The organism is Gillisia sp. JM1 (assembly GCF_000424645.1).
In the GTDB taxonomy this organism is placed as follows: Bacteria; Bacteroidota; Bacteroidia; order Flavobacteriales; family Flavobacteriaceae; genus Gillisia.
This window is the reverse complement of record NZ_KE384219.1, coordinates 306,345-332,090: the sequence shown is the minus strand read 5'-3', so window position 1 is coordinate 332,090 and position 25,746 is coordinate 306,345. Positions and strand designations below refer to the sequence as shown.

Sequence of the window (25,746 nt, the reverse complement as noted above, 5' to 3'; positions counted from 1 at the left end):
TAAACTGAATTATAAGTGGAAATTCAATCTTTGACTTATATCCAACAACAGAGCGGTCTAACATAATTCAAGTTATCAGTCTCTATCCCACCACACTCCTACGCTAATTGGTTTTAGAACTTTGCTTACTTCAGTTCCATTTCTAGTTTGTTCAGAAGAAGGATATTGTGCTCTTCGAACCCATTCACCATTAAGATCTTCATTGTGATTAAAAGGTAATTCAAGCCCTATAAAAACATTGGGATCAAAATCATACCTTCTTAGATCTACAAAGGCTTCTGGGTTTAAAAAGGTAGCAATATACTTTTCTTTCATTATAAGTGCCAGCGTAAGATTTTCTGATCCTACAGCTACGGAAGCATCCCCCAAATAAGCAGCACTTTTTGATCCAGATACTCCCAGTTTATCCAAATTTGCCTGGATTCCTTCTAAATATGCTGTGTAGGCTTCAGCAGTACTTCCCTCTGAAGTTTCGGTTCCACCATTCTGTAGAAATAATGCTTCGGCTTCAATAAACTTCAGTTCAGCATAGCTTCCCATAATTATTGGAGCAGTTTGGGAAGAATAAAAATTATCTGCCCCAAAATTTGTGTTTGCACTAATATTATCATCTTCCTCAGTAGCTCCAAATTCATGAAAACCGCCAGTCCCATTTAAAGCGCCAAGATATTCTGTATCGTCTTCACCAGTTGTGGTGATAATTGGCAATCTGGGATCTATTTCTATAGATGAAAAAGGAATTGACGTACCATCCATTAAACTTACTATTTGATCTGAAAGTAAGACCGAAAAATTACCTGTGTTATTGGGCAATACAACTCCGGCATACCACGGATTAAAATTACGAGTGTTATACATTAACTGATAATCGTCGGCATTGCTGGTAAAAGATTTATTGGCATTTGCCAATGCTTGCGCAATTGCAGTAGTCTGATCCACTTCAGTTAAATGTATTGCATATCTGGCCTTTAAAAAATATGCTGCTTTTAGCCATTGGGATAGATCACCATTATAAATAAGGTCTTCTTCTCCAACTGCTGAAGTATTCCCCGAAGCACCTAAAATTTCTATAGCATCATCTAACAAAGTATTTATTTGATTATAGACCATTTCTTGAGAATCGAATGATGGAGTAAAATTTTCTTGACCCATTGTTGCCTGTGATGCAGGAACATCTCCCCAATTATCTGTAGCTAGCCCAAGGTTTGTAGCTTGTAAAATTTTGGCGATCCCAATATATGCAGGTAAATTATCTCTTTCAGCTAGGGAAATAACTGCAGCCAGGTCTGGAAGTGCCTGTAAATAAATTAAATTCCAAGCTCCACTTAACTGGGTTTCTTCTTGGGTATCTGCACTTGGCTCGAAATAGGAAGCTATTTGCTGTGAATATTGTGAAATCCCCAATGCTGTACTATAATATGCGTTGGAGGTATTTACAATGGAGGTTGACAATAGATCTTTTGCTTCTAAATTATCCAAGGATTCTTTATTGGGATCTATATTGTCTCCCAAATAGTCATCGCAAGAGTTTAAGGTTGTAATTGCGATCAATGTGAGTATAATATATTTTATGGTTTTCATATTCTAAAAGTTTAAGTTGATACCAAATAAATAAGAACGGGTATTGGGAATATTCAAGCCAGTAAATCCATAGGCGTTGGTACCGGCGCTAAATTGACTTCCTTCAGGATCATAGCCTCTAAAAGTAGTGTCTATCCAGAGATTGGTTCCTGTAAAACTTAGGCTTAGACTATTTAAAAATGTAGGATCCAAGATCTTGCTGGAAAGATCGTAGGATAAGGTTACATTTCTAAGTCTCCACCAGGAAGCGTCCTGAACCAGGATTTCTGAAGCCCTGTTATAGATGGAAGAACTGCGGTAATAATCTTCAGTAATTACAACTGGGATGTTGTTTGGAGTTCCATTTTCCAATACCCCGTCTAAAACAATTTCTTGATCCCGTAACTCGGTTATTTTAAGAACTCCATTTCTAATTCCATTTCGCTGGCCAGAATCATAAAGATCCCCTCCTTCTTTTCTCTCCAATAAAAAAGATAAAGAAAGCCCTTTGTATTTAGCAGTACTGCTTAAACTCCCCAACCAATCTGGTAATGCATTTCCAACTTTTACCCTATCTGAAGGACTATCTGCAACTACCCTCGGAAAACCATCTTCCCGGATAATCCTATTTCCGTTTTCATCGCGTTCCCAAACATAGCCAAAAAGATCTCCTGGTGCTCCACCAACTTCCAGCTTGGAAATGACCCCGGCAAAGCCGCTATCTGCAAAAATTATTTCTTCTATGCCCTCTGGTAGCGATAGAACTTCAGAATCTACTGTAGAAAAGTTTAATGTGATGTCCCAATTAAAATTATCTGTTCTAATAGGAACTATATTCACCAATGCCTCAAATCCTTTATTTTCAATTTCACCAGCATTTAAGACAAAGGTGTTAAATCCAGAACTTTGGGCTACAGGCACTGGTAATATTTGATCCTTGCTTTTTTGGGTATAATAGGTAAGATCGAAACTTAATCTATTTTCAAAAAATTTAAATTCAGCACCAAATTCCAGAGCGGATGTTCGTTCTGGTTTTAACTGATTAGAACCACCTTCACTATCCCTGGAAAATCCATCTACTGTGCCAAAAGGAAAATTTGATGGATTATCATAATACACTCCCACATATGGAGGAGCATCTTTACCTACTTCAGCATAAGAAGCCCTTAATTTGGCAAAAGTTAGAAAGTCAGGTAAAACTCCAGCATCTCTAAGGCTTTGAGAAAGCACATAACTTAAATTAAAAGAGGGATAGAAAAAGCTTCGATTAACTGTTGGTAAGGTAGAAGACCAGTCATTACGGCCAGTTATGTTTAAATAAAATGTATTTTTATATTCCAATCTAAGATCTCCAAATAAACCGCTTATATTTCTTTCGGTACCGGCTTCATCTGTAAAAAAGTTCGTGGCTTGTCCAAAAGCTCCCAAATTGATGGGGTCCAAACCCTCTGCACGAGTGGTAAGCCTTCTAGTTTCAATATGTGAAATTTGATTTCCTGCCAAAAGGCTTCCTGAAAAATCTTCATTAAATTCATGAGAAAGTGTTACAAAAAGATTGGAAGTCAGTTCATTATAATTTAGAGCTTCTTCTACAATAAAACCTTGGGTAGCAGATCCCGCATCTATGTCTGGTGGAACAAATCTTCGTCTGGAATCATGGTAATTATCTATCCCAATTTGGTATCGAACGCTCGCCCAATCTGTAAATTCATAATTAAATTGAGCATTTGCCAAAATCCGATCTACTTGACTATCTAAATAACTATTTTCAGCAAAATATCTGGGATTATCTATAATTCCTGCTGTGTAATTTTTTTCATCTCCATTTGGAAGTAAATAATTATTTACATCAAAAGTCGGAGTCCAATATGAAAGGGAACTCATTATGGATTTATCACCTCCATTGGGCAATCTTCCTTCAGAACGAATGTAAGTGATAGAAGGATCTACCGTGAACTTATTTGTGATATTTAAAGAGCCAGTAAGTTTGAGAGAGGTTCTATCAAAATCTGTATTTGGGACGATTCCTTTATCATCCAGTCTGGATATCGAGCCAAAATAAGTATAGCTTTCTCCACCACCACTTGCATTAAATGAATTATTTAAAGTGATTCCGGTCCTAAAGAAATCCCTGAAATTATCATAAATAGGTTCTCCTTCAGCATACTCTGGGCCTAAACTCCAAAAACCAAAAGTCCTGCCATCATTATAATCGTAACCACTTGGTGCATTATCATTAGGAACAGAAACAATTTCCCCACCACGGCCTTCTCGCCATTTGGTTTGTACTTCAGGAACAATGCTTACTTCGTTAACTCCTAAAGAGGTTTTAAAACTATACTTGGTTACTCCACTCTCCCCTTTTTTAGTGGTTATTATTACCACTCCATTTGCAGCTCTTAATCCATATAATGCTGTAGCTGCAGGACCTTTTAAGATAGTAACACTTTCTACGTCATTTGGGTTTATATCTGCACCTCTATTGGTAAAAGAAAACTGTTCTGCACTAGAAGGTGCATTGGAACCTGTACTTGGCAATAGACTGCCCGTAGGTGCTTCATTGCTTATTGGAATTCCATCTATTACAAATAAGGGTTGGTTATTGGCATTTGGATTCAAAGAGGTGATTCCTCTAATAATAATGCTGGATCCTGCGCCAGCCGCCCCACTACTGGCATTAATGTTTACACCGGCTACTTTCCCCTGAAGTCCACCCAACACATCTGTATTATTGTTTCTAGTTAATTCTTCGTTATTGACTTCTTGCACAGCATATCCAACAGATCGTTTTTCCTTTTTAATCCCGAAGGCGGTTACAATTGCCTCATTCAATAACTCTACATCATCTTGCAGTACAACATCCAATGTAGGACTAGGGCCAACGATCGCGTTTTGAGTACTCATTCCAATAAAAGTATATCTCAGGGTATTGCCCTCTTTTGCTGAAATAGAATACTCGCCGTTAAAATTGGTGGTGGTACCCTTATTAGTTTCAACAACTATAATGGAAACTCCTGGCAGTAAGGTTCCATTAACGTCTGTAACTGTTCCAGAGAGCGTTTGGGCCATAGAGAAATAGGAACACAAAATTAAAATTAGTCCAGTAAAGATTTTTTTCATAATTCGGATTTTGGTTAATTAAAAATATTCAGTTGAATCTAAAATGCTTTTAAGCAAAATGAATTTATTCAGCCTTGCAAAAAAAAGCGAAGTATGTAGGGAGCGCAGGTGTAAATTAAAACACCTTGGTTTTCTAAAAATAAGAAAAATTTTTGAATTGAGTTTTTTGAGGATTCTCCATAAATTTAATACTAAAGCCTTAACACTAGCCTCTTAATAGCCCATATTTAATAATTGCTAAAATGAAAACTCGCAATATTATTAAAATCTGACTTTAAACTTTCTCAGATACACAATTCGGAATGAGAATGATTTTAATCTATTAGATTCACAATAAAATGTTTAGGGTGATTTTTTAGTTTTATTTAATATACTTTTCACTCCATCCTCTCAAAATTCAGCATATTTAATAGTAGTTTTATGGATGCAAAAATAAATTTTAGAATTCGCGATGTATGGAGAACAAGAGAAATTATGTGATAGATTTTGATAGCACTTTTACTCAAGTAGAAGCCCTAGATATTCTTGGAGAGATCTCCCTTATTGGAGATAAAAACAAAAAGGAAAAACTGGAAGAATTAAAATCTCTTACAGATCGCGGAATGGAGGGTGGCTTGTCATTTAGAGAATCTCTAGTGCAGCGTTTAAAATTATTGAATGCTAAAAAAGCACATCTTGAACCATTAATAGAAACCTTAAAAACTAGAATTTCTACCTCATTTGTTAGGAACGAATCTTTTTTTGAAGAGAATAAAGAAGATATTTATATCATTTCCAATGGTTTCAAAGAGTTTATAATTCCAATTGTAAAAGAACTTGGACTTAAAGCCGATCATGTTTTTGCAAACGATTTTGTTTTTGATGACGCAGATAATATTATAAGTTTTAATAAGGATAATGTTCTTTCTTCTAATAATGGCAAAGTAGAACAGCTAAAATCGATGGATCTACAGGGAGATGTTTATGTAATTGGAGATGGCTATACAGATTATGAAATTAAAGCAGCAGGCCTAGCAAATAAATTCTATGCTTTTACAGAAAACGTAGAAAGAGATAGCGTTTTGAAAAAAGCTGACCATATTACACCAAGTTTAGATGAATTCTTATATATGCATAAAATGAATAAAGCTATTTCTTATCCTAAGAACAGAATAAAGGTGATGCTTTTGGAAAACATCCATCCAGATGCTTTGAAAATATTAAAGAACGAAGGTTATAATGTTACTATATATACCGGCGCGATGGATGAAGAGGAATTATCTGAAAAGATAAAGGATGTTTCAGTTTTAGGAATACGTTCTAAAACCCAGCTTACCAAAAAAGTTTTAGACAATGCAAATAGATTAATTGCAGTTGGAGCTTTTTGTATTGGAACTAATCAGATAGATCTTGATGCATGCTTGGAAAAAGGAGTGGCAGTTTTTAATGCGCCCTATAGCAATACTAGAAGTGTAGTAGAATTGGCAATAGGAGAAATTATTCTGTTAATGCGGAATCTTCCAGATAAGATCTCCAAAATGCATGATGGGAACTGGGACAAATCTGCCAGTAATAGTTTTGAGATTCGCGGAAAAAAACTAGGAATTGTCGGCTATGGAAATATTGGTTCTCAACTTTCTATTCTTGCTGAAGCCATTGGATTCGATGTTTATTATTATGATCTGGTTGAAAAATTAGCTTTAGGGAACGCAACAAAATGTAGTAGTCTAGAGAAATTGTTGAAGAAATCTGATATTGTTAGTTTACATGTAGATGGAAGAAAAGAGAATAAAGATCTTATTTCTGCAAAACAGTTTGAGCAGATGAAAGAAGGGGTGATCTTACTAAATTTAAGTAGAGGCCATGTGGTTGAGATTGAAGCTCTTCAGCAAAACATAAAATCAGGGAAAGTAAGGGGAGCAGGAATAGATGTTTTTCCGGAAGAACCAAAAACAAATAACGACACTTTTGAGTCAGCTTTAAGAAATTTACCAAACGTGATCTTAACTCCACATATTGGAGGTAGCACAGAAGAAGCACAGGTGAATATCGGGAATTTTGTTCCTGGGAAGATTATAGATTATATAAATACAGGAGGAACAACCAACTCTGTGAATTTCCCTAATCTACAATTACCTATTTTAGAGAATGCCCATAGATTAATCCATATTCACTTGAATAGACCAGGGATCATCGCTAAAATTAATAAGATACTTGCGGCTCATGATATTAATATTGTGGGACAATATCTTAAAACCAATGAGACAATTGGATATGTAATTACAGATATAGATAAGGCTTACGATACAGAGGTTATTAAAGAATTGAAAAAGATAGAACACACAATTAAGTTTAGAGTGCTTTATTAATGACTATATTAAATTATTCTGAATGACGCTTAATAATGCCTTAAGGAAGTATACAGAAAAGTACCAGTTTCTAAATGTCCCGGGGATTGGGGATTCTGGAGAAACTCATTGGCACACCAATTGGGAAAAATCCTTTCCAGAAATTAAAAGGGTAATTCAGAAAGATTGGGAAAATCCAGATAGAGAAGCTTGGGTTAAAAATTTAGAAACTTATATTCAGAAGTATAGCGAGAAACCTATTATACTAATCTCACATAGCCTTGGTGGTGGTGCTTTAATTCATGCCGATCATTTGAATAAACTAAATGGCGTAAAAGGGGTTTTTATGGTGGCTTTACCAGATATAGAACGGGATGATTTTCCAAAAGAATGTTCAGGTTTTGTACCGATGCCGCAAATTAAATTTTCTATCCCTGGGATCATGGTCTCTAGCGAAAACGATGAGTGGTGCGCTATAGAGGTTGCTGAAAAATGGTCTGATTGTTTGGGCATCCCCCTTATAAATATTGGAAAAAAGGATCATATCTGCGGAGCGAAAGAATTTGAAATCTGGGAAGAAGGAAAAGAATTACTTGTGAATTTTTTGGATTCTTTAAATGATTGAATCAGTGAAAACTAATTCTATTTCATCAATAATATTTTACTTTTAAAAAGTAGTTTAAATTGCTTTTTTGCATTCTTATACACAAGACTTCTTTCTACCTTATTATTCAACTAAAAACCCTAATTTTGCAGCCTAATTTAAGATTAAAGTCGATATGGGCAATATAGTAGCCATTGTGGGAAGACCAAACGTAGGTAAATCCACTTTTTTTAACCGATTAATTCAACGCCGTGAGGCTATTGTGGATTCGGTAAGTGGGGTAACCCGAGACCGTCATTATGGGAAATCCGACTGGAATGGTCAAGTATTCTCCCTTATTGATACTGGTGGATACGTTAAGGGTAGTGATGATGTTTTTGAATCTGAGATAGATAAGCAGGTAATACTAGCTATAGAAGAAGCAGATGCTATTATCTTTATGGTAGATGTAGAATCTGGAGTTACTGGGATGGATGAGGATGTGGCAAATTTGCTTAGAAAGCAAGATAAGCCAGTATTGTTAGCTGTTAATAAGGTAGATAATTCTAAAAGACTGGAAAATGCAGTAGAATTCTATTCTTTAGGATTAGGAGAATTATATCCAATTGCTAGTACAAGTGGGAGTGGAACTGGAGAATTATTAGATGCATTAATAGAGATATTGCCAGAATTAGAAGATGAAGAAGAATCTGAATTACCACGTTTTGCTGTAGTAGGAAGACCAAATGCAGGAAAATCTTCTTTTATAAACGCATTGATCGGGGAAGAGAGATATATTGTAACCGATGTTGCCGGAACTACTAGGGATGCAATTGATACAAAATATAATAGATACGGATTCGAATTTAATTTGGTAGATACTGCCGGAATTAGAAGAAAATCTAAAGTAAAAGAAGATCTGGAATTTTATTCTGTAATGAGATCTGTTCGGGCTATAGAAAATTGTGATGTGTGTCTTATTATTTTAGATGCAACTAGAGGTTTTGACGGTCAAGTCCAAAACATTTTCTGGCTTGCACAACGTAATAGAAAAGGGATCGTGATCTTGGTTAATAAATGGGATTTGGTTGAAGATAAGGAAACCAATACCATGAAAGAATACGAGCGCAGAATTAGAAGTGAAATTGAACCTTTTACAGATGTGCCAATTGTATTTATTTCGGTATTAACTAAGCAAAGAATCTTCAAGGCGATAGAAACTGCAGTTGAAGTATTTAAAAATAGAAGCAAGAAAATTAAAACTAGCGAGCTTAACGAGCGCATGTTGCCAATTATAGAAAGTTATCCTCCTCCGGCTTGGAAAGGGAAATATGTAAAGATCAAGTTCTGTATGCAATTGCCTACTCCACAGCCTCAGTTTGCATTTTTCTGTAATCTTCCGCAGTATGTAAGAGATCCCTATAAGCGTTATTTAGAAAATAAACTAAGAGAAGAGTACGACTTTAAAGGTGTACCGGTATCTGTATATTTTAGAAAAAAGTAACTTTTTCTAAAATCTAAATTCAATAGAAAAAATCCCAAGAGTTTCTCTTGGGATTTTTTCTATTTAAAATGTTATCGCTTTAGGTTTTTGTTTTAAAAATTAAATAGAACAATGCTATTTTTTAAGATTCCGAATATTTAAATTCTGCTAACTGCTAACTGCTAACTGCTAACTGCTAACTGCTAACTGCTAACTGCTAACTGCTAACTGCTAACTGCTAACTGCTAACTGCTAACTGCTAACTGCTAACTGCTAACTGCTAACTGAGTAATTACCAGCTTCCACCGGCACCACCACCACCAAAGCCACCGCCGCCGAAGCCACCGCCAAAACCGCCTCCTCCGCCACCAAAGCCACCGCCACCACCTGAGCTACCGCCACCAAAAGCACCTCTTCCAAGACTACTTAAAATAATAGCATCTAATATTGTGCTTCCCATTCCGCCTCTGCTTCCCGGTCCGCCTTTATTGTTTCGATTCTTTTTTGCCAAGGAAATAAGAAAAATCACGAAGAAAATTCCCATCACAATTAAATTGATAGGGATCCCTGAAGGTTTATTCTCCCTTACCGGAGAACCTTCAAAACTTCCGTCTAAAACTTGAAATATTGCAGTAGTTCCTTGATCCAATCCACCATAAAAGGATCCATTTTTAAATTCAGGCAGTATGATGTTTTCTATAATGTCTTTTGTGTTGAAATCGGTTAAATACTCTTCTAACCCATACCCGGTGGTGATCCATATTTTTCTATCTACTTTAGAAAGCAAGATCAGTAATCCATTATCTTCTTTAGCTTGCCCTATTCCCCATTCTTGCGCCCATTTTGGAGCATATAAACCAATATATTCTCCATTTAGGGATTCTATTGTGGCAATTACAATTTGTGTGGAAGTTGTATCTGCGTAATTAATTAGTTTCTGCTCCAGTAACTGCTCTTCAGAAGGAGTTAGCATATCTGCAGAGTCATATACACTTGTTTCCTCTTTAGGTTTGGGTGGAACATCCAATTGTGCGACCGCATCAATTGAAAATGAAAGTAAAAATAAAAAAGTTATTAGAAATGAAAATTTGGAATTCAGCATTTATCCTTTAGATATAGTGTTGGAGAGTTCATTTGTGCCATCTTCGTTCCAGGGAAAATGTGTTTGTAATTCTTTTCCGGCTTTTAAGATTCCATCTATAAGACCTTGTTTGAAATTACCGGATTTAAATTGGGCAACAATAGCGTCTTTAGTGCTCTCCCAAAAATCTGTTGGAACAACTTTGTTAATACCGCTATCCCCATAAATCACAAAATCCCGATCTTCAACCGCAACGTAGATAAGGACTCCATTCTCTTCTTTTGTATTATCCATTTTTAAGAGATGAAAAACTTCCATGGAGCGTTCGAAAATATCTGTAGCTCCATGGGTTTTTTCTATATGTACGCGGATCTCTCCGGAAGTAGCTTTTTCTGCCTTCCTTATCGCTTCAACAATTTCCTCTTCATCTTGTTTGGTCAAAAAATCTTCTACTTTACTCATATTAAGATCTATTTAAAATCGAATTCTACATCTGGAGCATCCTCAGATCCTTCATCGGCTTCGTATCTCACCATCTGGTCAAATCCAAACCAACCTGCAAAAATAGTATTCGGGAATTGTCTAATGTACTTATTGAATTCAGTAACAGCTGCGTTGTAGCGATCTCTTGCTACATTAATTCTGTTTTCTGTTCCTTCTAATTGAGATTGTAACTGAAGAAAGTTTTGATTGGCTTTTAACTCAGGATAACGTTCTACTGTAACTAAAAGCCTTGATAAAGCTGAAGAAACGCCACCTTGTGCTTGTTGGAATTGAGCCATTTGTTCTGGAGTAATATTGGTTGGATCTATTGTTACTCCCGTAGCCTTAGATCTAGCCTCAATAACATCTGTAAGTGTTCCTCTTTCGAAATCTGCTGCCCCTTTTACAGTGTTTACCAAGTTGCCAATAAGGTCGTTTCTACGTTGATAAGAACTTTCCACATTGGACCAAGTCTCTCTAGCATCTTCCTGTTTTACAATTGCTGTGTTGTTAAATCCTACAGTGGTACTGTAAATTATAATACCTAAGACAATAATTGCAATTGTCGGGATAAGCCATTTTTTCATGTTATAGTTGATTTTTGATTTTTGTTAATTCAGATTTTACGGTCTGTAGTTTACGTATAATTTCAAAGTTACTAAGAGTTTTTTTCTTTTCTTCTTTTAAATGAATTTTTGCTCCTTCTAATGTAAAACCCCGCTCTTTTACAAGATGATAGATAAGTTCAAGATTTTTAATATCCTGAGGCGTAAATAGCCTATTGCCTTTCGCGTTCTTTTTTGGTTTTAGAGCATCGAACTCTTTTTCCCAAAATCTAATAAGCGAGGTGTTAACTCCAAAAGCTTCGGCAACTTCGCCGATAGCATAGTATCTTTTTTCCGGTAGGTTTATATGCATTAATCCAGAGATTGGTTTTCTTGTTGCGCCTTGATTAGGACCTGATCAAATTCCTCGGGAGAAAGATTTCCGTAGTAAAAGTTTATAGGATTTATTCGATCTTCATTCATAAAGATCTCATAGTGTAGATGAGGGGCTTCTGATCGTCCTGTGCTTCCCACAAATCCAATGACATCCCCGCGCTTCACTTTTTGACCCTTACGAACATTATATTTATACAAATGTCCATAGAGACTGGTATAGCCATACCCATGATCTATTCTAATATGATTTCCATAACCTGTAGATCTATTATCTGCACGTTCTATACGACCATCTCCGGTAGCATACACCGGCGTGCCTCTTGGTGCAGAAAAGTCCATTCCATAATGAAATTTTTTAACTTTAGTAAATGGATCATTTCTCCATCCATAACCAGAAGCAATACGTTTTAAATTTTCATTTTTCACAGGTTGGATAGCAGGAATTGCTGCTAGTAATTTTTCTTTTTCTTCAGCAAGAACTGCAATTTCATCTAAAGATTTAGACTGTACTACAATTTGCTTGGAAAGAATGTCCATTCTACGATTTGTTTCTGTAATTAATTTAGAATTTTCGTATCCTTCTAAATTTTTATAACGGTTAATCCCTCCAAATCCAGCTTTACGTTGTTCTTCTGGAATGGGATTAGATTCAAAATACAATCTATAGATGTTATTGTCTCTGTCTTCTACATTAGCCAAGACATTCTCGATCTGATCCATTTTTTTGTTGACTATATTATATTGTAATTGCATGTTTTGCAATTCTCGTTTGAGAGCCATTTCATTGGGCGTCTCTATTTGAGGAATATTAATATAGATAACCAATAAAATAAAACCAGCTAGAAAAGCTCCGGCAACTCCAATAAGAGCAAAACCGAATTTTCTTCCACTTTTATGTGCTATTTTTTTATATGAAAGTGTTTCACTATCGTAATAATATTTAACCTTCGACATATATTAAAATTATGCTATTTTTGCGAGTATATAATCTTGCAAAAATCATGCAATGGGTAATGAGTAACGAACAAATATAAAAATTGTTTTCTCATCCTCCAATTAATTAATTATTTGACTTTTTTCAGCATATGAAATCTCAAGAGATACGTTCAAAATACCTCGAATTTTTTCAATCTAAATCCCATGAAATTGTAGCATCTGCTCCAATGGTCATTAAGGACGATCCAACCTTGATGTTTACCAACGCAGGAATGAACCAATTTAAGGAATATTTCCTAGGAAATACCGTGCCAAAACATAATAGAGTTACAGATACTCAAAAATGTCTTCGTGTTAGCGGGAAACACAATGATTTGGAGGAAGTTGGGATGGATACTTACCATCATACAATGTTCGAGATGCTAGGGAATTGGAGTTTCGGAGATTATTTTAAGACAGAAGCAATTCATTTTGCTTGGGAGCTCTTAACAGAGGTTTTTAAAGTTAAAAAGGATCTATTATATGTTTCTGTTTTCGAAGGATCTTCAGACAATGATAATCTGGGATTGGACCAAGAAGCATATGATCTTTGGAAAGAAATTGTTCCTGAAGAGCGAATTATCTACGGTGATAAAAAAGATAATTTTTGGGAAATGGGAGATCAGGGACCATGTGGACCATGTTCTGAAATTCATGTGGATCTTAGAACTGAAGAAGAAAAAGCAGCGGTTCCCGGAAGAGATCTTGTAAATGCAGATCATCCTCAGGTGGTAGAGATCTGGAATCTTGTTTTTATGGAATTCAACCGAAAAGCTGATGGTTCACTTGAAAAGCTTCCAGCGCAACACGTAGATACAGGAATGGGCTTTGAACGCTTATGTATGGTGCTTCAGGATAAGAAATCTAATTACGATACCGATGTCTTTACTCCGCTAATTTCCAGCATAGAAAAGGTAACAAGCTCAACTTATGGGGAATCTGAGAAAACAGATATTGCGATAAGAGTAGTTGCAGATCATATTCGTGCAGTTGCATTTTCTATTGCAGATGGTCAATTACCAAGCAATACTGGCGCAGGATATGTAATAAGACGTATTTTGAGAAGGGCAATTAGATATGGATTTACCTTCCTTAATATTAAGGAACCTTTTATCTATAAATTGGTTGCCACTTTAAGCAATCAAATGGGAGAAGCTTTCCCAGAGCTTAAATCTCAAAAATCTTTAATTGAAAATGTAATCAGAGAAGAAGAGCAGTCTTTTTTAAGAACTTTGGATCAAGGGCTTATTTTGCTAGAAAAGATCATTGATGAAACTGAAGGTGAAGTTGTTTCAGGAAAAAAAGCATTCGAGCTTTTTGACACCTTTGGCTTCCCAATTGATCTTACAGCCCTTATATTAAGAGAACGGGGTTATAGCCTAGATGAAAGTAAATTTAATGCCGAATTAAAACAACAAAAAGATAGATCCAGGGCAGCATCTATAGTTACTGCTGGAGATTGGAATGTTCGCGGAAAAGAAGATATTAACCCATTTGTAGGTTATGATCTTGTAGAGTCGCCGGTAGAAATTACCAGATATAGAAAGGTTGATAGCAAGAAAGACGGTCAATTATTTCAAATAGTATTAAATAAGACACCATTCTACCCAGAAGGTGGAGGACAAGTAGGGGATAAGGGATTTCTGTTAAGTCTAGATGCTGAAAAGATTGAGGTTCTTGATACTAAAAAAGAAAATAATTTAATCATTCATTTCACTAAAACCTTACCTAAAGACTTAGCTGGTTTATTAATGGCTAAGGTAGATACTACTAAAAGAAGAAGAACAGAAGCAAATCATACTGCCACTCATTTACTACATCAGGCATTAAGACATGTTCTTGGAACTCATGTAGAGCAAAAAGGATCTATGGTGAATCATGATCATTTAAGATTCGATTTTTCTCATTTCAGCAAACTTACTTCCGAAGAATTAACCAAAGTAGAACATTTTGTTAATTCAAGAATTCAGGAGCAAATTAAATTAAATGAGCAACGTGATTTAACTTACGATGAAGCTGTAGATCAAGGTGCGATTGCTTTATTTGGAGAAAAATATGGGGATTCTGTAAGAGCTATAAAATTTGGAAATTCTATGGAACTTTGTGGTGGGACTCATGTGAAAAATACTGCAGAGATCTGGTATTTTAAGATCACTTCTGAAGCTGCTGTTGCAGCAGGAATAAGAAGAATTGAAGCCATAACTGGAGATGCTGTTAAGAGGTACTTTACAGAGCAAACTTCAGTTTTAAGTGAAATCTCAGCTGAGCTGAAGAATACTAACAATCCTATAAAAGCGATTCAAAATATTCAGGAAGAAAATGCAAACCTTAAGAAACAGTTAGATGTTTTATTGAGAGAGAAAGCAAAAGATCTAAAAGGGGAACTACAAAAGGAAATAACTGAAATCAATGGAATTTCTTTTCTAGCTAAAAAAGTAGATCTAGATGCTGGTGGAATAAAAGATCTTGCATTTCAGCTTGGTGAAAATAATGATAATTTATTTTTATTACTGGGAGCAGAAAATGATGGAAAGGCTCTACTTTCCTGCTTTATTTCGAAAGAATTGGTAAAGCAGAAGAATTTAGATGCAGGAAAAGTAGTTAGAGAATTAGGGAAATATATCCAAGGAGGCGGTGGTGGCCAAGCATTTTTTGCAACTGCAGGAGGTAAGAATCCACAAGGAATTGCTGAAGCTTTGGAAAATGCCAAAAGTTTTTTAGAGTAAATAGCTTTTTACAAATAGGAACAGAGATACAAGAAAATGAAATTCAGGACATCTGTACCCGTAATAGAACAAGAACCTAAAATAGATCATACTTCTAAGATCTTACTTTTAGGTTCTTGTTTTGTTGAAAATATTGGAAAGAAGCTGGATTACTATCAATTTCAGAACCTTCGAAATCCATTTGGGATTTTTTACCATCCCGGAGCAATTGGTAATTTCATTGAAAAAGTTGCTACTGCTTATAATTATGAAGAAAAAGATGTATTCTATCACAACGAACAGTGGCATTGTTTTGATGCTCATTCTTGTTTAAATTCTTCAAATAAAGAAGAATTATTATTTCAATTAAATGAAGGGATTAATAAAACACGCTCTTTTATAAAAAATGCTACCCATATTGTGTTCACTCTTGGCACTTCTTGGTATTATAAAGAGAAGGAAACAGACCTTTCTGTAGCCAATTGCCATAAATTAGACCAGAAATATTTTAAAAAAGAACTGCTTTCAGTTAAAGAAATTGAAGATGTTTTCAACAATGCATTTCAATGTTTATTAACAATAAATCCAGACATTAAAATAATATTTACTGTTTCTCCAGTGCGTCACCTTAAAGATGGGTTTGTTGAAAACCAACAAAGTAAAGCACATTTACTTACAGGAATTCATCAATTTATAGCAGCACAAAAAATAACTAATGCAGATTCTTGTTTCTATTTTCCTGCTTATGAAATTATGCTGGATGACCTAAGGGATTATAGATTTTATGCCGAAGACATGGTACATCCCAATTCTCTTGCGATAGACTATATCTGGTCACATTTTACTGAAGGATGGATAGCGAAAAAAGCATTAGAATTATTTAAATCTATTGAAATAATTCATAGAGGTTTAGGGCATAAAGCTTTCAACGAAAACTCAGTAAAGCATCAGCTTTTTTTGAGAGATTTGGAAGAAAAAATCCTTAGCCTGAAAAATAAAATTCCTACTTCTGAGTTTAAAAATATTCTTTTATAATTTAGTTTCTCAAAGACATTTCTGAAAAACATAATTTTATGTTATCGAAATATTAATTTGTTAATAACTCAATGATAAGTTAAAGCGTAAAATCCTTTATTAGTATAAATTTAACATGATTATATTTTGAGAATATATTGTTTCACAAATTTATTTTGTAAATTTATTTAAGTTTTAAAGGTAATATCACTTTCACATTGTGACTTTTGATTTGATTTTAAAACTAAGTTTCTAAAATTTGTTGGGGTAGATTTTAGATTTATTAGCTAATGGACGGGTGGGGCCGTCCATTAGTTTTTTTTATGTCTTTCCGACTCTTATAAATTGAAATAGCATCTAAACATATTTGTATCTTGCGTCAAAGTTTTTGACATGAGAAAAGTTTTACTTTTAGTAGTTTTAGTAATTATTGGCTTTATTGCTTATCAGTATTTTGACGAGAAGCAGAAAGATAGAGAACAGCTAATTGAAAGTACAGGTTTGATTGAGAAACAGATCAAAAATGTAGGAAAATTAGTGGTTATAGAAGGTAACTTTGCTCAGGTATTCTCATATAAGGATTCTAAAAAGTTCTATTTAGATGTGCTTTCTGCAAGGAAAAAAGCATTGATCATTGTAAATGCAGAAGTAACTATTGCATATGATTTAAGTAAGCTTAAAACGGAAATTGATCCTAAAACGAAAACGGTTACCATAACTTTTATTCCTGAAGAAGAGATCTCTATAAATCCCAATATTCAATATTACGATGTAACTCAGGATTATCTAAATCAGTTTGAAGCAGAAGATTATAACAATATTAAGAAGAGAATAGAGAAATCCTTAAAGACGAAAATAGAAAAGTCGACTCTTAAGTCCAATGCTAAAAACAGGTTGATCAGTGAGCTCCAAAAGATATATATTCTCACAAATACAATGGGGTGGACCTTGGAATATAATGGCAATGAGATTGAAAGTTCTGATTCTATGGAATCCTTGAAATTTTAGTTTTATCTTCTCCAAGCAATAACTTCAGCTGCAATTTTAAAAAATTCGAATTTCTATTCTCAATATTTTCCAACTAGTTCTTTGAGCACTCTTCTATTCTTTTGGCCAAGATGCTGATTGATTATTTTTTGAAAACCCCTTAAATCTTTTTTGCTGACCGATTCTTTACTTGGCTTTTGTCGGTTCCAAATTAGTAGAATACAAAACCCCTATCAATTATTTTAAGAGATAATTGATAGGGGTTTTTAATCCAATAAGTTATTTTTTATTCTTAATCCAGAACTAGATCGTTTTCAATTAACTCCAATCCGCCATCTATAAGATGAGCCACATCTGGTCTGCGCACTTTTAATTTATTGAGATGCTCTTTAATTTCTTTAGCGAGTTTTGGATCTTGATGAAATATTAATTCATAAATTTCTACGGAAAGCAACCAATCGTTATGATGATGCTTTTGCACCAGATCGAAAGCGGCCTGAAGAGAAAATTTTGTATTGTTACCTTCTCTGCTATCCCTTACTGCTTCATATAATGATTCCAGTTCCAATTTCTCTGGATTCTTTTTACTCTTAATTGTCGTACTTGATGGGGTATGGGTTATCAGGTCGAAGGATAAAGGGTCTGCAGGGCCTGCAAATGCTGAAATCACATTTTTCCCTATCGCCATATCATAATGTCCCCATTCTGGTTTAAATAAGGTTTCCTCACCGTGAGTAACCGTACAACCTTTAAGTCTTATAAGTATAATTTTTCCTTGTAAATTTCGAGTTCCTGTAACAATCCTTCCGCTTACTTTTATATTTCCTTCAAATTCAAAGGAAATTTTCTTTTCTTCATAAATATCATAAGCTTTAAGATCGCGGGGGCTCATATCTTCTATGGCTAAGTTGATTCCTTTTAATAACCCAATTGGGGATCCAAAACCTTCTCGATGATTGTTTACACCATGTCCCACAAGTTCTTTGTCTCTATAGGATAAGGCTGTTTTTCCTGTAGTTTGAAAGTATACCGGTTTGTTGTCTGATTCTATCACATTGGTGAAATCTCCCGAGATCTGTAGCCCGGTACTTAATTCTATTGAACCTAGAATTTTAGAATTAATTAATTTATTTATTCCTTCCAAGCCTCCACGTCTTAACGCCATTGAATTTGCGAACTCTTCTAAAACACTGCTTAGGTGAGCAAAGTCTGGGATCACGTATAATTGTGGCTGTGGCTTTGTAATATCAAATTCCTGTTTTGCTGCTTCAATGGAATAGGGTCTTTTATTAACCTTATCGGTCATACACCAAGCGCTTTCGCCAATAGAAGAGAGTAATCCTGCTCCATAGATCTTAGGTTCTTCTACCGTACCGATAAGACCATATTCTACTGTCCACCAATGAAGATTTCTTATTTGGGCCATTTCACTTGGCTCCCCCATATTATTCTGTAAATAATCTACATTATCTTCCGCTGCTTTAATTTCTTTTTCGGGAGTATCTTCTGCCTCTTTGATGATAGATAAATGTCTAATGGCTTCATACATTTCATAATCCTTGGCATTAGAGATCGCTTTGCAGCCAATTTCACCAAATCGCCTTAAGTATTCCGCGTATTCCGGATTTGCAATAATAGGGGCATGCCCGGCTCCTTCATGTATGATATCTGGTGCGGGAGTATATTCTATATGATCTATTTGTCTAATATCGCTAGCAATTACTAATACATTGTAAGCTTGAAATTCCATAAATGCAGCTGGTGGGATAAATCCATCTACAGCAACTGCTGCCCAGCCTATTTCTTGCAAGATCCTATTCATCCCATACATGTTGGGAATATGATCTATAGAGATCCCGGTTTGTTTTAAACCATCTAAATAAGATTTATGAGCTACTTTACTTAAGTATTCAACATTTTTACGCATCACATACCTCCAAAGTGCTTGATTTATAGCACTGTATTCGTCATAATCCTGAGGTTTAATAAATTGCTTTAGATGTGCAGGAAGCCTATCTAAAATCTCATTAGATTCAATTTTTTCTAACATAGTTGATAACTCATTAAATGTGAGTATAAATATACAAAATAGGAACCCAAATATACTGTGTTTGCTTATTTCTGAATAATAGTAAGCAATAAAAAAGCCTCCAATTTGGAGGCTTTAGTTATATTAATTTGTTTGTCCCGGAGGATATTTCTCAAAAATTTTCTTTACGATCTCGCTAATTCGCTCTTGCTTTTTATTCACTTCTTTAGCAAGTGCCGCGGTACCCATTCCTTGCCATACCAATTCTTTTCCTTCAGAATCTATAAGGTCTATATAAAGAGTTCCTTCGCTAGTTGTGCTAACAGTATTCTGTCCTGCTCCCCAGTACCAAGGATACCATCCCCAACCATAACCATATCCAAATCTATTATTTTGATAAATATTGATGTTCTCTTTAGTTTTAGTGAAAATACTAACCAAAAGATCTGGTTCTTCAGACTTGGTAAAGCCTTTCGACATCATTTCTTCTTCTATAGCTCGCAAAATTCGTTTTTTGTCTAAATCTGAAATATCAGCTTTATCGATTCCAGGTTTAAAAAACGCGAAACTTTTGTACTGGTTAAAATTTACATTCTGATCGTAATCTGATGCTACCTTAACTGTATTGCATGAGGTCATGCCCACAGCTAACAACAATAGCACGGCTGTAATTTTAAAGAATTTCATAAATCAAGTTTTAAATGGTTTGTGGTCTTTATTCTGAAAACAACGCATCATCTACAAGATTTGGGATCGTGATCTTAAGTTTTGGCTCTTGATCCATCGCACGTTTTACAGAAAAAATTGCTTCCTTATTTCGTGCCCAAGACCGTCTTGCTAAACCATTATTTACATCCCAAAACAGCATAGATTTTAAGCGGTTTTCTGCTTCTATTGTACCATCAAGAACCATACCGAAACCACCATTTATAACCTCTCCCCAGCCAACGCCACCACCATTATGAATGCTCACCCAGGTAGCTCCTCTAAAGCTATCACCTATTACATTTTGGATTGCCATATCTGCCGTAAACCTTGAACCATCATAAATGTTGGAGGTCTCTCTAAAGGGAGAATCTGTTCCTGAAACATCATGATGATCTCTACCTAGAACAACAGTGCCTATTTTATTTTCTGCAATAGCATTATTAAAGGCTTTAGCAATTTCAGTTCTACCAATAGCATCGGCATAAAGAATCCTGGCTTTAGACCCAACTACCAAATTATTGGCTTTGGCATTCTTTATCCATTTTATATTATCAGATAATTGAGATTGGATCTCTTCTGGAGCATCCTTTTTTAATCTTTCTAATACTTCCGTAGCAATTTTGTCTGTTTTGTCTAGATCTTCCTGAAATCCAGATGCACAAACCCATCTAAATGGTCCAAATCCATAATCGAAGCACATCGGACCCATAATATCTTGCACATAAGAAGGATATGCAAAAGGAGCGCTTTCCAGGTCTGATGCTTTAAAAGCACTGGAATCTACAAACTCTCCACTTTTATTTTTATAAATAGTAGCACCTGCCCGAGAAGCCTCTAAAAGGAATGCATTTCCATAATCAAAGAAATAAGTTCCTTTCTTGGTGTTTTTATTTATTGCAGTAGTTTGTCTGCATAAGCTTTTCTGGACTTTAATTTTAAATTCCTTCGGATCATTAGCCATCATATCATTAGATTCCTCCAAACTCATCCCTACCGGATAATAACCACCAGCCCATGGATTATGTAATGAAGTTTGATCACTTCCTAAGTCTACAAAAAGATTCACTTTATCAAAATGTTCCCATACATCTACAATATTCCCTTCATAAGCGATGGAAACCACTTCTTTGTTATGCTTAGCTATATTTACTCTTTTAGTTAATTCATTAAGATCTGTAAAAACTTCATCTACCCATCCCTGGGAATGACGCGTATGAACCGCTTTCGGATTTATTTCAGCGCAAACAGTAATACATCCAGCGATATTTCCCGCTTTTGGCTGCGCTCCACTCATTCCGCCTAAACCAGAAGTGATAAAAAGTTTCCCTGCTAGATCTTCGTTGTTCTTGGCTATTTTTCTACCCGCATTTAATACGGTGATAGTAGTTCCATGAACAATACCTTGTGGTCCAATATACATATAGCTGCCTGCAGTCATTTGGCCATATTGAGTTACGCCCAGTGCATTGAATTTTTCCCAGTGATCTGGTTGGGAATAATTTGGGATCATCATTCCGTTGGTTACTACCACGCGTGGAGCATTTTTGTTAGAAGGAAATAATCCCATTGGATGTCCGGAATAAATAACCAAGGTCTGGTCGTCTTCCATTTGTGCCAAATACTTCATCACCAATAAATATTGTGCCCAGTTTTGGAATACGGCACCATTTCCACCATAAGTGATTAATTCTTCAGGGTGTTGAGCAACTTTTGGATCCAAGTTGTTCTGGATCATTAGCATAATAGCTCTCGCTTGCAAACAAGGTCCCGGATATTCCTCAATCGGCCTTGCATAAATAACGTAAGTCGGTTTAAATCTAAACATATAGATCCTTCCGTAGGTTTCCAATTCTTCTTTGAATTCTTCTATTAAAGTGGAGTGATGTTCTGGTTCGAAATATCGTAATGCATTTCTTAAAGCAAGATTTTTTTCTTCAGCATTTAAAATTTCTTTTCTCTTAGGGGCATGATTTACAGATAGATCATAAGTTCTTAGCTCTGGCAGTGTTGAAGGAATTCCCTGTAGGATAAGATCTTTAAAATTCATTAATGCGCTATTTTAAATTGATTTTTTATGTAAGCTTCTTTTGAAGGAAATATTATGAAATTATACAGAGTTTGTTTTCTTATTATACCCATAAGGGCAATGCCTACAACCACTTTCACAGCAATATCCTCTTTTTAAATGGTATTGCTCTGTAAAACACCTGTAGCCTTCTGGTGTTATATAGAAATCACCTTCCTCTAAAGGGATCTTTTTTGAAAAATTATTCATATCACAAAAATACAAATTCTTAACTTTCGCCAATGATTGTTCTGGTAAACAAATTTCTACTCGCTAAAGGTTTCAATGGGATTAGCCTATGGCCATTTGTTATATTAAAAGATAAAAGTTTCAAGAATGATCCTGTTTTACTAAATCATGAAAAGATCCATTTAAAGCAGCAAGCAGAAATGCTCCTCGTGTTTTTCTATGTGTGGTACGGGATAGAATTTGGTGTCAGATATCTTCAGTATAAAAATAAATTTTTAGCATACCGAAATATATCTTTTGAAAGAGAGGCTTACGAAAATGAGTTCAACATGAAATATATAAAAGACAGAAGATTTTGGGGTTTCCTGAAATATCTTTAAGCTCTTCAAAAATTCACTCTCATTTTTTATTTATTCTGAATGCATTTTTTGAATCTTTGCAGAATGATGCAGGAAGCCGATTTTAATTTTACTTTTTCAACCAATCAACTGGTTGCTCATTTTAAACCTTCCAACATTTCGTTACATATAAAAAGAGAAGACCTTATAGATACTTTTGTTTCAGGAAATAAATTTAGAAAATTAAAATATAATATCTCTGAAGCTTTAAAAAGCAACTCGCCAACGCTTTTGACCTTTGGCGGCGCTTATTCTAACCATATTGCAGCAACCGCTGCAGCAGGTAAGAAATATGATTTAAAGACGATAGGAATTATTAGGGGAGAAGAGCTAGGGAAGGATATAAAGAAAACCTTGGATACTAATGAGACCTTGAAATATGCAGTAGCTCACGGAATGCAGCTCCATTTTATTTCCAGAGAAACTTATAGAAGAAAAGAGGAGCCAGATTTTATCGAGAATTTAAAGGCAGAATTTGGAGATTTCTACCTTCTTCCGGAGGGAGGAACAAACTCTTTGGCGATAAAAGGTTGCGAAGAAATTTTAAAAGAGGAAGATAAGGAGTTTGATTATATCTGTTGTTCTATCGGTACAGGTGGTACGATTGCGGGGATTATAAATGCCTCAAAACCCAATCAAAAAATTTTAGGATTTCCAGCACTTAAAGGAGATTGGATCTCATCAGAAATAAAAAAATATACTACACAAAATAATTGGAGTTTAGTAACCGATTATCATTTTGGAGGCTACGCAAAAGTGGATTCTAAGTTGATACATTTTATAAACCTGTTCAATAAAAAATACGAGATTACGCTCGATCCCGTTTATACAGGTAAGATGTTATATGGGATTATCAATATGATAGAAAATTCTAAATTCCCTCAAAATTCTCGTATTTTAGCCATTCATACTGGAGGGCTTCAAGGTATCGCCGGAATGAATGAATTATTGATCAAAAAAAATCTTCCGTTACTAGATGTATAAAATAAAACTTCATAAGCTTTTCGTAGGGCTCTTTCTTTTACTCTTTCTAACTTCTTGTGGAAGTAAAAAGAAGGTGGCTTCACATAAAAATAAAGAGATAAAAGAAGTTTCTTCAAAAAGAGATGACAAGAATTCTTCTAAACGAGAAAGTGCTCCCAGAGGCTCGTACGCAAATGTGGTAGAAGAGTATGTGGCTGAATTTTATGAGATAGCTCAAGAAGAAATGAGACTTTATAAGATCCCGGCAAGTATTACTCTGGCTCAAGGAATTTTGGAATCTGGAGCGGGAAGAGGCGAGCTCACCAGGAGGGCTAATAATCATTTTGGAATAAAATGCCATGACTGGGAAGGTGATAAGGTTTATCATGATGATGATAGATCTCAGGAATGCTTCAGGAAATATAACGATCCTAAATATTCTTATCGCGATCATTCTTTATTCTTAAGCCAGCGCAGGCGCTATGCAGATCTTTTTGAATTGGATCCCGATGATTATGAAGCCTGGGCAAAAGGCCTTCGTGCTGCTGGGTATGCCACAGATAGATTGTATCCCAAAAAGCTAATAGAAATAATAGAACGGTATAATCTTGATAGATTTGATAGTGAAGTTTTAGGTAATACCTATAAAAGAGACAGAAGAGAAGTGGCTGTTCAAGCAAATGGGTCTAATAATTATATAGTACAAAAAGGAGACACCTTATATTCTATTTCAAAACGAAATAATATTAGCGTCGAGGACTTACAAAAGATCAATAATTTATCTAATAACAATATTTCTATTGGGCAGGAATTGATTTTGAAATAAGTATAAAATTGAAAATATATTATGAATTATAAAAGAAGTAGTGCATTGTTTTTAGCTGCACAGAAAGTAATACCTGGAGGAGTAAATTCTCCAGTTCGAGCATTTAGTGCAGTTGGAGGAACCCCAATTTTTATTGAAAAAGCTGAAGGTGCTTATTTATATGATGAAGACGGAAACAAGTATATAGATTATATAAATTCTTGGGGGCCAATGATCCTTGGTCATGCTTTTAAACCGGTGGTAGATGCGGTTATTGAAAAGGCGAAAAAAGGAACTTCTTTTGGAACTCCCACAGAGATTGAAACCAAGATTGCTGAATTGGCAGTAAAAATGGTACCCAATATTGACAAAATAAGGTTCGTGAATTCTGGAACAGAAGCTTGTATGAGTGCTGTGAGACTGGCGCGTGGCTTTTCAGGAAAAGAAAAAATTATAAAATTTGCTGGATGTTACCATGGTCATAGTGATTCATTTTTAATACAAGCGGGGAGTGGTGCCGTAACTTTTGGAACTCCAAATAGTCCTGGGGTGACTACAGGTACAGCCAAAGACACCTTGCTTGCAACTTATAACGACCTTGATGATGTTAGAAATCTTGTAGAACTGAATCAGGGAGAAATTGCATGTATTATTTTGGAGCCTGTGGCGGGAAATATGGGCTGTATTGCCCCAAGAGATGGTTTCTTGGAAGGATTACGCCGACTATGTGATGAGAATGATATCTTACTGGTTTTTGATGAGGTAATGACTGGGTTTAGATTGGCTCCAGGTGGAGTTCAGGAAAGACTGGATGTACGCGCAGATATAGTAACTTTTGGTAAAGTTATTGGTGGCGGATTGCCAGTTGGTGCTTTTGCTGCCAGAGCAGAGATCATGGATTATTTGGCACCTACTGGGCCTGTGTATCAAGCTGGGACCTTAAGTGGAAATCCTTTGGCAATGGCTGCTGGCTTGGCGATGCTAGAAGAATTGGATAGTAAGAGAGAGATCTTTAAAAGTATAGATGAGAAAACTGCTTACTTGCACGAAGGCTTCGGTGCAGTTTTAAAATCTAACAATGTTCCGCATACTATAAACAGAATAGGATCAATGATCTCAATTCATTTTTCTGAAACTCCGGTAACAGATTTTGCCTCGGCAGCAAATGCTAATAACCATATCTTTAAAGAATTTTTTCACGGAATGTTGGCTGAAGGGATCTATATTGCACCGAGTGCATTTGAAACTTGGTTTATAACTGAGGCTTTATCTTATGAAGATCTGGATAAAACTATAGCAGCGGTAGATAAGGTTGCTAAAATTTTATAGA

At 35.3% G+C, this 25,746-nt stretch carries 21 protein-coding genes; 10 read left to right on the top strand and 11 right to left on the bottom strand.

Annotated elements, in window-relative coordinates:
* Positions 1-75 precede the first annotated feature (75 nt).
* Together H033_RS0115825 and H033_RS0115820 are read right to left on the bottom strand one after the other, a co-directional pair.
* Positions 76-1,581: a SusD/RagB family nutrient-binding outer membrane lipoprotein gene (locus H033_RS0115825; protein WP_026839187.1), complete on the bottom strand. Its 1,506-nt coding sequence runs from the start codon at positions 1,579-1,581 to the stop codon at positions 76-78.
* Between the two features lie 3 nt (positions 1,582-1,584).
* Entirely contained in the window at positions 1,585-4,680 is a 3,096-nt protein-coding gene (locus H033_RS0115820) for a SusC/RagA family TonB-linked outer membrane protein (RefSeq protein ID WP_026839186.1), read from the bottom strand.
* A gap of 455 nt (positions 4,681-5,135) precedes the next feature.
* Between H033_RS0115820 and serA the strand changes: the two genes are divergently transcribed.
* From serA to der, 3 genes are all read left to right on the top strand, one after another.
* Positions 5,136-7,028, top strand: a complete 1,893-nt coding sequence (gene serA / locus H033_RS0115815) for a phosphoglycerate dehydrogenase (RefSeq protein ID WP_026839185.1) — start codon at positions 5,136-5,138, stop codon at positions 7,026-7,028.
* A 22-nt stretch (positions 7,029-7,050) separates the two neighbouring features.
* The gene (locus H033_RS20435) at positions 7,051-7,632 is read left to right on the top strand and encodes an RBBP9/YdeN family alpha/beta hydrolase (RefSeq protein ID WP_051227995.1); all 582 of its coding nucleotides are present in this window, start codon (positions 7,051-7,053) and stop codon (positions 7,630-7,632) included.
* A 154-nt stretch (positions 7,633-7,786) separates the two neighbouring features.
* Complete coding sequence (der, locus tag H033_RS0115805) at positions 7,787-9,094, top strand: ribosome biogenesis GTPase Der (RefSeq protein ID WP_026839184.1); 1,308 nt, start codon at positions 7,787-7,789, stop codon at positions 9,092-9,094.
* Between the two features lie 271 nt (positions 9,095-9,365).
* On the opposite strand, the gene H033_RS0115800 is transcribed toward der, so the two are convergent.
* Genes H033_RS0115800 through H033_RS0115780 form a run of 5 tightly spaced genes read right to left on the bottom strand, consistent with a single transcriptional unit; the run spans position 9,366 to position 12,532 of the window.
* Positions 9,366-10,175, bottom strand: a complete 810-nt coding sequence (locus H033_RS0115800) for a TPM domain-containing protein (RefSeq protein ID WP_026839183.1) — start codon at positions 10,173-10,175, stop codon at positions 9,366-9,368.
* Positions 10,176-10,616, bottom strand: a complete 441-nt coding sequence (locus tag H033_RS0115795) for a TPM domain-containing protein (protein ID WP_026839182.1) — start codon at positions 10,614-10,616, stop codon at positions 10,176-10,178.
* Positions 10,617-10,624: 8 nt separating this feature from the next.
* Positions 10,625-11,224, bottom strand: coding sequence for a LemA family protein (locus tag H033_RS0115790; RefSeq protein WP_026839181.1), 600 nt, complete (start codon positions 11,222-11,224; stop codon positions 10,625-10,627).
* Position 11,225: 1 nt separating this feature from the next.
* Positions 11,226-11,555 (bottom strand): MerR family transcriptional regulator, encoded by a 330-nt coding sequence (locus H033_RS0115785; RefSeq protein WP_026839180.1) that lies wholly within the window; start codon positions 11,553-11,555, stop codon positions 11,226-11,228.
* Positions 11,555-12,532, bottom strand: coding sequence for a M23 family metallopeptidase (locus tag H033_RS0115780; protein WP_026839179.1), 978 nt, complete (start codon positions 12,530-12,532; stop codon positions 11,555-11,557). Before H033_RS0115780 ends, H033_RS0115785 begins: the two co-directional genes overlap by 1 nt.
* A 131-nt stretch (positions 12,533-12,663) precedes the next feature.
* Here H033_RS0115780 and alaS point away from each other — a divergent pair, with 131 nt between their 5' ends.
* The 3 genes from alaS (at position 12,664) to H033_RS0115765 (ending at position 17,280) form a co-directional block, all read left to right on the top strand.
* Positions 12,664-15,279 carry an alanine--tRNA ligase gene (alaS, locus tag H033_RS0115775; protein ID WP_026839178.1) on the top strand — a complete coding sequence of 872 codons (2,616 nt, stop codon included), beginning with the start codon at positions 12,664-12,666 and terminating at the stop codon, positions 15,277-15,279.
* Between the two features lie 36 nt (positions 15,280-15,315).
* Complete coding sequence (locus H033_RS0115770) at positions 15,316-16,293, top strand: GSCFA domain-containing protein (RefSeq protein ID WP_026839177.1); 978 nt, start codon at positions 15,316-15,318, stop codon at positions 16,291-16,293.
* Between the two features lie 372 nt (positions 16,294-16,665).
* Positions 16,666-17,280: a DUF4230 domain-containing protein gene (locus H033_RS0115765; protein WP_026839176.1), complete on the top strand. Its 615-nt coding sequence runs from the start codon at positions 16,666-16,668 to the stop codon at positions 17,278-17,280.
* A 271-nt stretch (positions 17,281-17,551) separates the two neighbouring features.
* On the opposite strand, the gene H033_RS0115760 is transcribed toward H033_RS0115765, so the two are convergent.
* The 4 genes from H033_RS0115760 to H033_RS21850 form a co-directional block, all read right to left on the bottom strand.
* Positions 17,552-19,309: an aromatic amino acid hydroxylase gene (locus tag H033_RS0115760; RefSeq protein WP_026839175.1), complete on the bottom strand. Its 1,758-nt coding sequence runs from the start codon at positions 19,307-19,309 to the stop codon at positions 17,552-17,554.
* Between the two features lie 123 nt (positions 19,310-19,432).
* Entirely contained in the window at positions 19,433-19,975 is a 543-nt protein-coding gene (locus H033_RS0115755) for a DUF4136 domain-containing protein (protein ID WP_026839174.1), read from the bottom strand.
* Positions 19,976-20,003: 28 nt separating this feature from the next.
* Positions 20,004-22,043 carry a urocanate hydratase gene (locus H033_RS0115750; protein ID WP_026839173.1) on the bottom strand — a complete coding sequence of 680 codons (2,040 nt, stop codon included), beginning with the start codon at positions 22,041-22,043 and terminating at the stop codon, positions 20,004-20,006.
* A 60-nt stretch (positions 22,044-22,103) separates the two neighbouring features.
* Positions 22,104-22,271, bottom strand: a complete 168-nt coding sequence (locus H033_RS21850; protein ID WP_196809458.1) for a DUF5522 domain-containing protein — start codon at positions 22,269-22,271, stop codon at positions 22,104-22,106.
* Between the two features lie 32 nt (positions 22,272-22,303).
* On the opposite strand from H033_RS21850, the gene H033_RS0115745 reads away from it, so the two are divergent.
* From H033_RS0115745 to hemL, 4 genes are all read left to right on the top strand, one after another.
* Positions 22,304-22,630, top strand: a complete 327-nt coding sequence (locus tag H033_RS0115745; protein ID WP_026839172.1) for a hypothetical protein — start codon at positions 22,304-22,306, stop codon at positions 22,628-22,630.
* A 66-nt stretch (positions 22,631-22,696) separates the two neighbouring features.
* Positions 22,697-23,632: a 1-aminocyclopropane-1-carboxylate deaminase/D-cysteine desulfhydrase gene (locus H033_RS0115740; RefSeq protein WP_026839171.1), complete on the top strand. Its 936-nt coding sequence runs from the start codon at positions 22,697-22,699 to the stop codon at positions 23,630-23,632.
* Positions 23,625-24,437, top strand: coding sequence for a glucosaminidase domain-containing protein (locus tag H033_RS0115735; protein ID WP_034886427.1), 813 nt, complete (start codon positions 23,625-23,627; stop codon positions 24,435-24,437). The genes H033_RS0115740 and H033_RS0115735 overlap by 8 nt, the downstream gene beginning before the upstream one ends.
* Before the next feature lie 21 nt (positions 24,438-24,458).
* Positions 24,459-25,745 carry a glutamate-1-semialdehyde 2,1-aminomutase gene (gene hemL / locus H033_RS0115730; protein ID WP_026839169.1) on the top strand — a complete coding sequence of 429 codons (1,287 nt, stop codon included), beginning with the start codon at positions 24,459-24,461 and terminating at the stop codon, positions 25,743-25,745.
* Position 25,746: the final 1 nt, after the last annotated feature.